Raw genomic sequence first — 14,949 nt, forward strand, 5'->3', positions numbered from 1 at the left:
TTGTCAACTTCACCGACACCGACCCGATAGGCATGAGCCGTTGGGTCCGACGATGTCTTGCTTGCTATTACTTGTACCTACAACCAAGACCGTAAAGCATGCTAGTTGTAGCTGCAACTAAATTTTCGGTTCAATCTCGTGATGTATGTCTTCCTGTCCTCCCCAGCTCAGGCCGGATCCGCCCGCTCGCGGGGTTCGCTCCCCGTCCTGGCTCGGCGTACTGCTGCCGGGGGAGCCGGGTTCGTCGGTCGGCGCCCAGCCGACACCGGTGGCGAGTTCCGCGTCGAGATGCTCGTTCACGAGAACCGCGTGCAGCGATTCGAGCCGGGCGCGCTGGCCGGCCAGAGCTCTGCGCGCTTGCCGGGTCCACTGCTGCCGTTCCCGGGGCTGGGCCTCCTCCGTTCCCGATGGCCGAGGATGGCGCGACGGATCGCGGACCTCGTCGATCATCGTCATGAGCAGGTCGATGAGCGGCCCCCGGCGGAGGCCGGCCGGTTGGTCCAAGACCCGGACGAGGGCATTGATGAAGGGTGTGTCGTTGTCGTCCAGGGTGAACGCCCACTCCGAGCGGGCCCGGCCGAAGGCCGTGATCGCGCCTTCGAGCTGCCCGCGGATGCCGTCGTCGGGCCGGGCCTGCACGCTCAGGGCGATGGCCAGGTCGGCCAAGGGTAGAGCGGCGTCCAGACCCTCCTGGTGGGTGCGGTACCGGTATCGGGCGATATGCGCGATCAGCGTGGTGACGAGATCCAGCCGGCGCGAGGGTGATGCCGTCGCGAAATGCCAATAGGTCGGCGTCACCGACGAAGGAGCCTCGCCGCGTCGCTGCCGGATGCTGGTCAGCGCCTGAGTGGCTCCGTCGAAGGCCAACAGAGACGCGACCCGTTTCGCATCGCCGATCACGACGGCCGGCGGGCGGTCCGTCTCGTTCCCCGTTCGCTCGGCGCTCATCAAGTGTTCCAGCAGCGAGGACACCATGCCGTACCGGGAAACGCCGGCAGCCGGTGGGCCCACGAAGGCACGCAGCAAACCGTGGGCGTTGGTGAACCCGCCCAGGGACTCCTGGGACAGCCACGACGAGTGACCATGGTAAATGGCCTGATCGACCGTCCCGACGGTCAGCTGAAGCAAGCGGTCGGGGCTGACGTCAGCAACCGCGCTCAGCCTCAGCCAGTCGCGTTGGCTCTCGACCGCGCGAAGGCTCTCGGCCGCCCGGGAGTCAGCGCGCCGTAGGTCACCGCCGGCGCCCTGCCGTAGTGCGACGGCCATGTCATGGAGGAGGTCGGTGGTCGCCGGCCCGTCGTCGGCTGCTCCGGCGTCGAGAGTCCGCACGAGTTCGTGCACGATGCCGGCATCGGCGGCGCGGATGTCACCGGCCGCCCATCTGTTCCGTAGCTCAGCCAGGACCAGTCGCGCATCGAGGAGAGCATCAGGTCGTGGACGTTGACCGGTCATCTCCTCGACGGCGGCGTCGATTTCCGGCAGCGCCGGACTGTCGCCGGACACCCGGATCGACAGTTCGTGCCGTAGGGAGTGCAGGGACTCGTACAAGGCGGTGTCGAATCCGGACCCGGGCGAGGCCAGAGCGCTGAACAAGGACGCGGCTGCCCGGGACGAGGCCCAGCGGGACCCGGCGGCGTCCAGCGTGTCCAGGGCATAGGCGATCGCCGGGAGGTCCCGGTGATGACCGGCCACGGCGGCAGCCATCCGGCCGGCCATGGAGGTCGACAGCTGGAATTCCGCGGCCGCGGACCGGTTGACCGTCTCCGGGCCCAGTGCGCCCTCGATGTAGAGGGCGATCTCCTCCCGCTCGTCCGCAAGGTCGAGAACGTCGCTGAAGTGGTCGGCGACCGTGTCCAGGAGGCTCGCCTCGGACAGCTCACCTCGCGCGGTGTCGTCGAGTGACCCCCACAGCTGCTCGAAGGAGACAGCCGGCCGGATGAGGGGACGCCACAGATCCTCCTCATGCTGGTCCTGCGGCTCCGGAGTGGCGAAGACCGACGCCACGTCCAGGTAGAGCAGCGTGAGGTAGGTCAACGCCTGCGCGCTCTCGCCGGCGTAGAAATCCGTGACGAGCTCGGAGCCGTCGATCAGTGCGCGGGCCGGGTGGTACGACGGCTCGCTCCGGACGGATCGGCGAAGCGTGCTGGTGAGCATCCGTACCATTTCGCCGACTTGGCTCATCGACATGCTCACCACGGGCGGCGTGTCCGTCATGTCGGCGATGGCGGTGGGATGCGGGCCGGCGGGGTACGCGGCGTCCGGGCCGCCGAAGCCGTATCGGTGATCCGCGGCCGGGTCGAGCAACGCATCCACGGTGTCGGCCATGACGGACCGGTCCGGACGTCCTTCGGGGCGGATCTCCCGGCCTCGCTCGTCGAGCAGCACGGCCGCGATCCCGACGTGAGCGATCGCCGGACGCTCCTCGGAGCCGAGTACTCGCCGGCCCGAGGGACGATGCAGATCGGTGTACACGACTCCGGCTCCCCGGATCTGGCTGGCCATGACCGCGTGGCCCATGCCCCGACGGCGCCGGACCAGCACGAGTGCCATGTCCGCCCCCGTGGTGCGCATCGCGGTCTCCAACCGCGGCCAGGAACCGTACTCGACGGGACGGGCGCCACCGATCAGGGCCGCGGTCTGCCGTCCGTCGAACACCGCATCGTCGACGGAGCCGGCGGCGGCGACGATCGCCTGGCGGCCAGGGTGGGTGAGCCGGAACATCTCGGTCAACCGGGTGATGCAGGAGTTCAGATCATCGACCTGGTCCTCGGTCGTGACCGGGCGGTCGCCGCCCGCCCGGTCGGCCAGCTGAGACAACCGCTCGAGCCGGCGAGCTCGGTGCACTTCATTCATTCGAGTGAATACGGGGAACCGAGGATTGCTGACGAGATACGGATCGGGCCGTACCACGAGACTGGTCAGCGCCGCGTCGAAAACATTCTCGGGGTCGTCGACGCCGGCGAAAAGCAGCGACAGCGCCCGGTCCTTGATGAACGACAAGGTTCTCTGCCGCCAGTCCGCGTAGGCGCTCGTCAGGAAGGCGGCCATGTCCTCGGTGGTCCGCCGCAGGTTCCGGCTGTCTTTCAGCGTGAGGTGGAGAAGAAGGTCGGCCGGAACGTCAGGGTGCCACTGCTGAGCTTGCGCCACCTGGTCGGAGAACTGAGCAACGGCGGCCACCACTTCGCTCACCAGGGCGGTCGTCACCCCGTGACCGGGATCGGCCGGTCCGGTGAAGCCCGAGAAGCGGTTGAGGCGTGGAATCGTCCGGACCACGTGATCGACGTACAGGGTGACGTTCGCCAGGTCCGGCCGGATGTCGCCGAGCCCGGCGGCGACCTGCTCCCGCAAGGTGTCCCGCCACCGGCGGTAGTCGTCGACGACACGGAGGGCCGCCTCCTCCGCCGTCATCTCCGCGGCGCCCGGCAGGTCCTCGAAAATGCTCCGCAGGATGGCGTCGGGCGCGGCGCCCAGGTCGGCGACGTCGTCGCTAGTCCCCGTCCCGCGCCGGTCGAGCACGCGGATCCGGTCCACGACCGTGCCGGCCGAGAGAGCGGGGACGTACGGCGGCAGCGGGTCCTGATCGGGTCCCCGGGCGGGTGGGGCACCGGCGTGGTCGCGGGGCGGACGGGAGGTGAGCAGAGTACTCGGGTGATACCGCAGATCGACTTGGGCCAACCGGCCGGTCGGATCCAGAAGCGCCTCGATGCCGCTTTCCCGGTGCGGCGGATCGGTCGCGAGGGCGGCCGACAGGTCGAGGATCAGCGGAGCCCGATCATCGGTACGGCCGACAGCCAGGCGCAGCCGCTCGCCGATCCGGACCAGGGTGACCGCTTCGGGCGCCAGTTGATCGAGCGTCGCGGCCGTGGCCGAGCGGAAGGTCGCTTCGATTGGCCGAGCCCAGCCAGCACCGTCGGTGGGGCCGGTGACAGGTCGCGCGTCCGGGGGCAGCAGCCGGCGGAAGAGAGATTCGGCCCGGTCGCTGTCACCGGTCGAGCCGTCCTGACCCAGGATGTCGGCGATCAGCCCCTCGGCGCTGACCGGCGAGGATTCCGGGACGACGAATACACCGTCCTTGAGGGTTGCCCCGGCCGCGGCCATGGCGGCCACATCGACGAAGTGCACCGTCTCGGCGGCGGCCCCGCCGTCGGACTGGCTCTCGAAAATGCGAACGAAACGGCTGGGTACAGAGACCTCAACATCGAACGGTCCAGGGCTTCGATCCGCCAGCTGGAGCAAGCCACTGGGGTGATGCCGCATCAAGGACACGATGACGGAAGCGGGATCGGGGGGGTTCGCGATGACGCCTCGTACCAGATCCGCCGGTGATCGGCCGGCGTCATCCCACTCGCGACGCACTACCAGGACGTTGTCATCGTTCGCGGGCAGGTCGGGTGACTCGCGCAGTTGCCCGACGGCCTCGGCGATGTCGGGCCCGAGGGTGTCCGGCTCATCCTGGAACAAAGCACGGGAAACGGCCGGTAGCTCCTCATATTCCGTTGAGCGCCCGGCTGTGACTACACGGTAAGCCAAGTCGTCGTCCGACGCGACCGACACCACGATCGTCCGGTGCTGCGAGGCCCGGTCGATGAGTTCGAGTGCCTCCGTGTCGTCACTGTCCATCTCGGTGAAGAAGACGACGACATCTTTGTCCGGAGGCAGTTCGCGGGCGTACTCGTCGGCATCCAGATCGAGCAGATCACTGGAACCGTCGCGCGTCTCCAGGTGCACGCGCTCCGAGATCGCGCGCGCGGCACGCAGAGCCTGAGCGAGACCGTCCCATCCTTCCGTATGGGCGAAGAGAGCCTCCGCCGACCAGACTCGCCATCCGTGTCGCAACTGCATGGTGCTGTCGAGTTCGGCGACCGGCGCCACGACGACGACGTAAGCGGACAGCTTGCTCATGAACGCCGTCTGCTCTTCGCTGTTCGCCTCCCGGCTGAAAACGATGGCCGCAGGGGAACCGTCCGCGGAAAGACGGGTATCGACGAACCTGTTGAGGGAGAAACTCTCTCCGTCAGGTGCTATGTACCAACCGTTGTCGTCCACCTGACCCTCTTCGGCCATCAGGGCGGAGGGCAGCTCCCGTGCTGTTGCTAGGGCACCGAGGACAGACGTCGGGACTCCTGTTCTCAGGACGACGTCACCGCCCCGCCGGATCTGGGTCTCGTGACGCGTGAACGAGATGACCGTTGCCCGCTCGGACAAGTCGTCGAGGAACGGGTGCCCGCCCTGATCATGCTCCTGGGTGACCAGTACGACGCGCTCCCCGGGCCCCGCGCCGGCCGGAACGAGCGGGACGGACCGGGAATCCTGCAGGAAGTCGCCGTCATGCACGGCGAACTCGGCATCGCCGTGACGGAGGGCGGAGAGAGCGTTCCGTAACCCCCGGCGGATGCCGGAGAAGCGCTCGAGCGGAACGCCGTGCCGGAACATCACCCATCCGCTCGATCGGGCGGACTCCTCCGGCAGATGAAAGGATATGACGACCGCGGAGTGGGACAGTTCCCGGACGAACGAGGCCGGCTCCTCGGCGTACGGGCGCGTGAGGAGCACCGCGGGCACGATGTCGGTCGGAGTCAACGTGGCGGCCATCTCCGAGGCGGTGTACCACCGGCCGTCAACGCTGGACCGGATCCGGTCACCCGCGACGACGCCCGGCTCGACGGTGAGCCGCCCGGCCACCTCGCCGGTAAGCCGGAAGAGCTGCTCCAACGGCATGCCCGGCAGCCGGACCGCGGCGTGGACGATCTCGGAGCCGACGCGCATGCGGTTGACCCAGATCCCGTTGTCCCGGCCACCGCCTTCCGCGCGGACGATCGCCACATCCAGGGCCGGACGGTCAGGCGCCGGCGGCAGGTGACGGGTGAGAGCCTCGAGTCCCAGGCCCAGCCTCACCGCGATCGTCCGGGCGGTCGGCGGGACGACCGGGCGTACGGCCTGGGCCTGCACCCACGTGCGGGCCGCTTCCTTGGTCGTCAGCGCGGTAGCGTTCGGGGCGACCGGTACGTGCAGCGTCTCCAGCATCGTGTCGGTCGATGGCCGGTCGAAGCCGGCACTGTACTCGGGGACGACCGGCATGGCCCGGCCGATCAGTTGAGCAACCGTTGCCATGCTCACTCCCGGCCGGACACTCAACCGGCCTTCGATCACGGCCCGAGCCTCGTCGGCCACGTTGATCGGCCAGACGCCGTGGTCGCTGTTCTGGGCCACGGTCAGCGCCGCTTCCAGGCTCTCGTGGCTGCTCCCGGGTTCGCCGGTCCTCAGGTCGGCGACGGACCAGACGGCGCTGGTGGTGCTGCTGAGGTGTTCCCGGAAGACGAGCCCGTACGGTGCCGGAAGTCCCTCCAGCCGCGCCTCGACGATGGCATCCGCGAATTCTTCCGCGACCTGGCCGGCATTCGGCCCGAACAGGTCGAGGACCAGAATCCGCCGGCTCTCGACAGGGTGGAGGGCCGCGTCGTCGATCAGGTCGTCGGCGGAGAACGGCAACACCCCGTTGATCAGCCGATCGGCCGGCAGGACGCCCCCCGATTCGCCCCGGGCCGAGACACCATCCCGGGCGGTGTACCCACCGACGTACACATGGTGAGCGAGCCGGGGTGCCTCGGCGTAGGCGCCGTCCAGCGCGCGGCCCGTCCGCGGTGTTCCCCCGAGCACACTGTCCGGTTCGGGCTCGATGATGTGAACACCGTTCGCCGTCAACTCGCGCACCGTCCGCGGGGGCGGTACCGGGCGAGCGGGAGCGGGGGTCGCTACAGCCGGATCGGCGTGCCCGCCGGCGTTCGAGGATCCGGGATGAGCGGGGATGACCCGATCGAGCAGGGCCGAGACCGAACGGGTGCCCCGGGAGCCGGCGGAGCTCACGGGGCGCCCGTCCCGGTCGACCACGACAACGGTGCTGTCCGCCGCCCTCAGGGCGACCGACCAGGGCAGGTTCGAGGCCTCCCCGTACTCGTACACCTCCGGCGCCGCGGGATCCTGCGGATCGACGACCCGGACACCGGCCTCGCCGGACATCAGCCAGAACAGGTGGGACCGGTCCGTCCGTTCCCACACCAGTGCCGCGCTGCCGACCTCGTCGTTCAACCGCTGCACCAGGTCGTCCGGAGACGGAATCGGCGCGAACGTCGCGCCCAGCGCCTCGGTGAAGTCGTTCAGTCGAGGACGGATGATCGCGTCGTGAACCGGGTGGTTACCGGTGCGCCCGTACCGGACCATGTAAGCCGCCCAGGCGAGTGGTAGGCAGTCCGCCGCCTGGCCGTCCGGCCGGCTGACCGCCTGAGCCTGCTCGATCCAGGTCGACAGGGTCGGGCGTTCCGAGCCGGGGGCGAGTGTGGGAAGTGCTCGCGTGAAGAGGTTGATCGCGTGCTCGGACATCCGCTGGGGAGAGAAGACGTCGCCCGGACCGCGTGCTGAGCGCGTGGCGGCAGCGCCCTCAACGGGCTGCTGGGCCGGCTCGCCGATGCCTGCGATGAGGTCACCGGCGATCGTGTGCGCAAGTCGGTCCATGGCGTCGACGGTCGACGCCGGCGGCCACCGGCGGGCCATGGCGAGGATGCGCGCCGGCGACGTGATCTGATTGACCCCGCTCAACAGCTCGTTGACCCGGTCGGCCAGGTCTGGCCCCTCCTCCGCGCCCGCGAGCGCCGGCTGGTCGGCGATCGTGAGGACCACCGTGTCGGGGACCTGGTGTGGTTCGGTCAACCAGACGCTGACGGCGTGCGGTGCCAGGCCCGGGTACTCGCCCAGGTGAGCCCCAACGGCCGGCATGAGCGCTTCGAGGACGGTCTGTGCCTGGCGAAGGGCCGACGCGTGTCCCTGGTCGTCGGTGCGGGGAATGCCGATCCGGATCTCCACCGGCCCCCTGGTCGCGGCTCGGTCGACAAGCCCGCGTGCGAGGTCGTCGACGGCCGCGACGGTGGGCTCAGGGTGCTCGCCGGCCGGATCGATCTCGATCACCGAGCCGTCGATCACCGGGCCGTCGATGATTTGGAGCTCGATGGGCGGCTTGGCCCGGGCGTTTCGAGGGCGTCGTCCTCTGCCCTCGGAGGCGATGATCGCGAACCGGTCGTTGCGGCTGAAGCCCACGGACGGACGGTTCCTTCGCGGGCGGCCGAGGCCGCCGTTCAGCGCCGGCTGAGGCTCCGGTCGCCCGGTGCCGGTCCGGAAAGGCTCTACCGAGGTGTCGCTTGAGCTCCAGAGCTCTCCGTTGCCCAGGCGAAGCACACCTACACCTCGTCGAAGGCCGCCAAAGGCGTCGTTCAGATCCAGCGGCAATACCGGAGCGTGGCCATCGTCCCGGAGCGGGAAGATGTCACCGCCGCGACGTTCGACCGCCAGCGGTTCGCCCGTCGCCGGCTCGGCGCCGGGCCGGACGACCAGGGCGCGACCGCCTTCCGGCAGCAACCCGAGCAGGTCCGGCAGCCGGACGACGTCCAGCCTCAGCGGGTACCCGTCCTCGTCGACTCGCTCGCGCTCGCGCAGCCGGTACGCCCGCTCCCGTTCGCCCAGGGAATACGCCGGTTCGGCGGTCGGGCCGCTGGTGACCCGTTCGGCTGTTGAGCCGACGATGACGTGAGCGAGCAGCCCGTCGGGGACGGCTGCGGTGCCGAAGAAGGAACCTCGCAGGGAGAAGATCCCCCGGAACTGCCCGCGACGCCCTCCACCCGTGTGGTCGTACATGGCGAAGAACGCTTGGGCGGGTTGAGCTGAGTCGAGGCGGTCGACCACCCGGGCGGAGCCGTCCGGCCAGGTGACGATGGTGGCCGAGCCAGGCCGGAGCTGGTCGAGCATCGTCGTGGCCACGTTGGTGGTCACCCAGCTCCGCCACGATGCCCGCCACGTCGGGTCACCCCGGAAAAGGCGCAACTGGCGGCGGGGATCGGGACGCCCGGTCACGTCCACGTCGTCGGAGCCGGCCGCGATGTCGCTCGCGATGGCGTCCGCGACCTCGGCCGCGTCGCCATGAGGTGTCCGTATCACGAACGAGCTGTGGATGTGAGCCGGCGACGCCGTGCGGTTCTGCTCTTCCAGCACGCGGTTGACCGCGTCCACCAGATTGGCGAAGGCCTTCGACCGCCCGAATTCCAGATGGGTCGTGTCGTCCTGCCGGCGTACCGAGATCGTGACCGCGGGACCGGTCCCGGACGTCACGGAGGGCAGGACGCGCACGGCCACGCGATGCGGGGGCAAGTTCTCCGCGTCCAGGTGACTTCTGATGTCCGGCATGACCGTGTCGAGGAGCGTAGTGACGAGTTGGTCCTCGCCGGTGACGTACAGTTCCACGGCTTCGTCGTCGTCAACGGCGAAGCCGGCGATCGTCCGCGTGAGCCCCTCCAGGCCGGCCGGCTCGCGGCCGTCGAGAGCCGCCGCGGACACGACGAAACGGCCGAGTGGGGGACCGAGCTCGGAGTCGCTGCTGTCGGCATCATCGAATCCGCCGCGGAAGCTGATGGGCTCGTCGGTGTCCTCACTCCCGTCGCTTGAGTCCCCGTCCACCACCACATCGGCCGGCGAACGATCCGGGCCGGAACCTTCGACTCGGATCTCGACGACGGTCTCGCGCGTCGGCGAGTCCCGATTGAGAAGGCGCGAGACTCGCCTCAGCGCCCCCGACAACGGGTGGATCGGCGGCACACTGCTGAACCGGTTGGATCGTGCGTGCGGTTGACCATCGTCGCCGGCGGTAACCATGTCCGTCCACACGGTCAACGTGATGTTCGGGTGCTCGGTGCTGAAGCCGGCTGGTGCCGACCGGTGCCGCGTGGGGCCGCTGATGAAGCGCCATACCGAACGGGAGAGCGGGACCACCGTCTCGCCGCGCTGTGGTGATCGCGTCTGCGGCAGACGCGGAATGATTCGGCGCAGGCGTTGCCACGAGCTGCCCGTCAGGCCCGGCCCGCGGCGACGGCGAGGTCTGGGCGCGCCAGTGTGGCCGGCGCCGGGTACGTGAAGGACATCGGGCCGGGGATCGACGAGGTACCGCAGTTCGTGCAGCCGGCCGGGGCGGCCGCTGTCCCACTGGTGGAGCCGCGCCGGCCTGGACCACGCATCGGGCCAGCTTGGGCGCGGCAACCGGAACCGGCGACCGTCGCCGCCGCGAAGCCGCTCGGCCGGGCCCGACGGCGACGTCCCTGTGGCCGGCCGCAGGTAGCCCAGCTCTCCGTTGGCCCGGGTGATCAATTGGCCGCTGCCTTCGGTGTCCGGCCACCCCATTCTGATCGGCCGGTGAAGGCCGGGCGCGGGATCGATCACGAGGAGGCCGGAGTCGGAGTGTTCGACCAGCCGGACGTGATACCGCCCGTCTTTGCGGAGCCTGATCGCCGTCACGGCGCCGTGCGGGAGTGAGCTCAGCTTCCGCAGGTCATGGCGCCGGAACTCGCCGTGCAGACTCTCGGCGAGCCGGTCTGTCCACGATTGCCGCCCCGCCGGTCCGCCGGGTCGGCTCCCCCCATGGAGCACAGCCAGCGCCTGGTATGCGCGTTCCTCGCTGTCGCTGGACGTCAGTCCGGCGAACACCTCGTTCCACCTCACGGCGGCGGGTGCAGTCACCGGCGTCGTGGTGGGCGCGGCCGGCGCCATCGTCGTGGCGTCCGTGGTCCGGGCCGGATGCGAGGGGGAGTTCAGCCCGAGGAGACCGCGGATGCGCGAGTGACGCCAGACGCTGGTCCCGGACGGCGCGGTGGGACCGACTCCCGGCGGCAGCGGTTCCGCCGACCGGTCGACGGTGACGGCGACATGGACGGTGGGGGGTGCGAACGCGACTCTGGACTCTCGACGCGTCGCGAACTGGTTCATCGCGATACCCACCCGATCACGCCACTGGCGGGAGCGGCTGACGTCGCTCGAACTCGCGTTCACCTGCTCCGTACTGGCGAAACGGTTGCCGAGTCCCCGCAGCGACGACCCCGGTGCCGTGGAGTTCGCGCCCGCGGTGCTCCCTTGCCTTCGGGCCAGGGAGACAGCCGATCGGGCCATCCGCGACCTCGACCAGGATCCGGACGGCGGCCCGGGAGCATGGCGGGGAGGTACCGGGGGGACGGGCACGCTGAAAGTTCCGGGTGGTTCGGGGCCGCTCCAGCCCTCCGCCCGGCCGGCCGGAAGGACCGGCACGGCCGATTCAGGTCCGCTCCAGCCTTGGGATCGGCCGGAGCCGGCCTGGTCCGGCCTCGGCGGGCCGAGCCGGGACGGACCCGCTCCGGCGTTCGGCGGCGGGCCCGGCGGGGCGGCTCGGGTCACCGATCCGGGTTCGTCGATGTCCCGGGGAGGCCGCGGCTCGGCGGGAAGACTCCCACGGTCGGGGGGCAGCGAGGCGGTCGCCACCTCAGAGATCTTGTCGAGATGGCGGGGATGCAGACCGGTCTGCGCCTGCGGGTCGGACAGGGTCATGAGGGAATTGCTCGCATGGCCGTATTCGTCCGGCAGCCCGAGATAGTGACCGATCTCGTGGGCGAGCTCCGCCTCGCTGATCGAGGTCGACCACCGGGTCTGCGTCGTCGACGGGAGTCTGCTGTCGACCAGTTCGACGGTCTGGTGCGCGTCGGCCGGGTTGTCGGTGAACTCGACGGTGACGTTCAACCGGTGCCCGGGCCCGATCGTCAGGTCCCGGTTGAATGTGGCCGCGACCGCGTCCCCGGTCCGCTGTTTGATGGCGTCGAGGGCGCCGCGTGCGGCCTCGTCGCTTGCCCTGAGGTGAAGCTTGACCGTGAAGTCCTGAACCGGGACCGATCCGGGCGCCTCGATGACGCGGTGATCATAGGCGATGATGCCGTCGACCCGGGTGAGGCGGATGACCGGCCGGTCGGGGGGAGGCTCGAGGTGGACTGCCTGGTACGAGTCCCGCACGATCTCGGGTGCGGGGACGGGCGCGGCGCCGGCGGCGGTCACCTCGGCGCCGCTCACGTCGAACGAGGTGGTCGTCACCGTCCGTGGAGCTGTGACCGAGCGGATCTCGGCGACCGACGGTCCGGGCCCGGCCGGATGAGCGTCCGCCTGGGTACTCGGTGTCCTCATCGCTGTGGGCACCGTGACAGCGGTTGCAGCGGTCCCCCCTAGATCGCCCGTGGGCACCGCTGTGGTGGGCGGTGACGTCACGATCGACGAGCGCTCATCCGCGACAGACGGGATACTGGCCGGACCAGTCCCCATGATGAGTGGCTGCCTCGTCAGGTCGTCTTGAGGTGCTTCGTCGATGCTGACCAGCGCGCCGCCGTGCTCACCGAGGATCGCGGCACCCATGGCGGCCGGCGTCGCCGCCGATGCCGGTGGAACACCGGCCGTCGAGCCCGGGTCGAAGCCGGTCATCGTCATCGGATCGAAGCCGGACACGGCCGCGCCGAGCTCGGTCAGGTCGGGGTTGGCGGACATGGCCGCCGGGTCGGCCCAGAGCCGGGCGGTCCACCCGGCCGCCGTCGCGCGGGCGGCCCACCCTTTGATGTTCACCCGCTGCCCGTCCGTGACGGTGGCCGAGCCGGACAAGACCATGTGGACGACCTTGGGCACGGCCCGGGGCTCGTCCACCGCGGCAGCGATCCGGCCGTTATTCGGCCGGTCGTCGGCCGGCCCCGGAGCCGGGCCGTCCCCGCTGCGGTGATCCAGCGGTGTCATCGCCGGAACGGCAAGCGGGGCGACGCCCCCGCCGAGCGAGGTGAGCGGGGCGTCGCCGTCCTTGAGGAGCTCTCCGTCCTCACCGGCGCCCGTGTCGTCCGGTGCGGTGTCGCCGGTGTGCTGGTCCCCGTGGTGACCGGTCAGGTGCGGGAAACCGATCACGGGAAGATGGCGCAGAGACTGGCCCGCGCGCTTACCGCCGAAGGTGGCCCCGACGGAGGGCAGGGCCGAGGCCGCGGCCCCCTCCACGTCGGTCCGGTCCGGACGCTGGCCGGTGATCGGCGCCCAGGACGCCTCGACCAAGGCCTCCGTACCGGCCTCTTTCGCGGCGTGGGGGATCAGCTCGGCGAGCGTGGCCTCACTGTGCGGCAACGCCACGCCCATCTCGCGGGCCAGCCGGCCGACCATGCCGCCGAGGAACTCGACTCCCAGCCCGACCGCCCCGCCGAACGCTCCGACCTCCAAAGCTTGCACGACTTGGCGGACGTCGATGCTTTTACGGTGGCCCTGTTGGATCTGGATCTCCTGCGCGACCAGATCCATCAGAACCTGCATCGTCATGCCGAACAGTTCGGCCGAGGCGATGGAGACGCCGAGCTTGATCAACCAGGACATGATCATTGATCGGCCGGCGATCAGCCGAGCGGCCAGCTGGGCCAGGATCCCTGGAAAAAGCCAGGCGGCCGCCATCGCGAACAGGAACTCGATCAGCAGTTCGACCAGGATGACAATGATCATCAGCTTGGCGTACTCGACCTGGGTCCCCATCTCGTCGATGGTGTCGCCGAGACGGTGCGCGAACTTGGCGGTCCCCGGCAACAAGCCGTTCTCGCGCGTGTAACTGCCCATGGCCTCGGCGAACGACTGCTCCGATTGCCCGGAGACGCCGGACCGGATCTGCTCGACGGCGGCTTTGAACAGCGACACCGCGCTGTCGATGGTGGCCGCCGTGTCCCGGTACGCCTGAGCCAGAGAGCGGACACGATCCTCGTTCGCGCTCGGGAACTGCTCACCGGTCAGCCAGAACTGGAACCGGTTCAGGTCGTCGCTCGCCTCGAGTGCCATTGGGGATCAGATGCGTCGGCCGGCTGTCTCGCCGTGCGAGTCGTGCCCGGCCAGCTCCGCGTTGACGTCCTCGCTGTTGCTGAGAAGCTCTTGCAGCAGGCCCACGCCATCGACGTCGCCGTTGGCGAGCTGGGTGAGCGCCGCGATGACGTCCGAGGCGGCGCTCAGGTTCTGCGAGAGCATCGTCTCGAGCTGGTGATCGATCGAGCAACGGGGCGCGCCGTCGAAGACCGAGAACGAGGCGTGCTGATCGAGGAGCTGCTGGGCCGCTTTCAGCAGCTCGGCCGGTCGGTCGAGACCGAGCCGCTGCATCTGCTCGGCGTCGAAGGAAACAACTCTTTCACTCACCCCTGCTACGTCGGGCGGGAAAGTCCCCGGTTCACCCGCGACGTCGTCTTTCCCCGTGGGGGTCCGCTGTCGCCTTCGGGCCGGCCTGAGCAGTCCCCATCGCGGTGGCGAACCGTCCCGGCTCACCCGGCGCCATGACGATCACGCTGAGGTGCGGTGCGCTTTGGACGGTGAGGAACTCGTTGGTGAATTCCATTGAGCCGAAAGCGGGGTGGTAAAGCCTCTTGCGGTCGTGCCGCCACTGCGAGACGGCTTGATCGCGCCAGAGCCGCCGGAAGAGCGCGCTGTGCTCGGTCAGCTCGGCGGTGACCTCGGCCAGGCGGGGATCGTCGGGATGTTGCCCGGCCCGCAGGCGCAGGAGCCCGGTCAGCTCGGTGGCCGCGCCGACCCAGGCTTCGCCGTAGCGCTCACGCGCGCGGGCAGCGAGCAACATCCACCGCAGTCCGTTGCGCTCGGCGGGGGGCATGGCGGCGAAATCGTCGAACACGAAGACGGCGGCCGGATTGGCGTACACCACGTCGAGTAGGGGCCGCACCACCATCGCCGGGGTCGGCCCCAGCAGCGCGACCAGATCGCGCACCTGCTGCTCACCCGCGTCCGAAGCGGTTTCCGCGGGTTCGTCGGCGACGTGCGCGAGCGTGAACAGATGCCGCCGCTCGTCATCGGTCAGGCACAGCGCACGGGCGACACTGCGCAGGACACCTGTCGACGCGGTGGGCTGCCGGCCCTGTTCCAACCGGGCGTAGTAGTCGACGCTGAGCCCGGCGAGTTGGGCGACCTCTTCACGGCGCAGCCCGCGCACCCGCCGCCGGTGACTCAGGGGCAGACCGACCCGGTCCGGGGCGACCCGGCTCCGCCGATCGCGGAGAAAAGCGCCGAGTGCTTCGTTGCGGATCACCCGGCAAGCGTACGCGCGAAGGTGGTCATGAC

General features: G+C 69.8%; 3 protein-coding genes. All 3 read right to left on the reverse strand.

Going from position 1 to position 14,949, the window contains the following annotated elements; all coding sequences use genetic code 11:
- Nucleotides 1-117: 117 nt before the first annotated feature.
- The 3 genes from AB0J66_RS20140 to AB0J66_RS20150 are packed head-to-tail and all read right to left on the reverse strand — an operon-like array spanning nt 118 to nt 14,917.
- A complete protein-coding gene (locus tag AB0J66_RS20140; protein WP_364662552.1) occupies nt 118-13,671 on the reverse strand; it encodes a hypothetical protein in 13,554 nt (4,517 codons plus the stop codon).
- Between the two features lie 6 nt (nt 13,672-13,677).
- Complete coding sequence (locus AB0J66_RS20145; protein WP_364662555.1) at nt 13,678-14,019, reverse strand: hypothetical protein; 342 nt, start codon at nt 14,017-14,019, stop codon at nt 13,678-13,680.
- 31 nt (nt 14,020-14,050) lie between these two features.
- A complete protein-coding gene (locus tag AB0J66_RS20150) occupies nt 14,051-14,917 on the reverse strand; it encodes a helix-turn-helix transcriptional regulator (protein WP_364662558.1) in 867 nt (288 codons plus the stop codon).
- Nucleotides 14,918-14,949 lie beyond the last annotated feature (32 nt).

Origin of the sequence: Actinoplanes sp. NPDC049598 (genome assembly GCF_040675435.1) — a bacterium.
GTDB lineage: Bacteria > Actinomycetota > Actinomycetes > Mycobacteriales > Micromonosporaceae > Actinoplanes.

Excerpts from the sequence above, each read along its gene's own strand:
- AB0J66_RS20140 (WP_364662552.1), bottom strand. The coding sequence starts at position 13,671 with ATGGCACTCGAGGCGAGCGACGACCTGAACCGGTTCCAGTTCTGGCTG.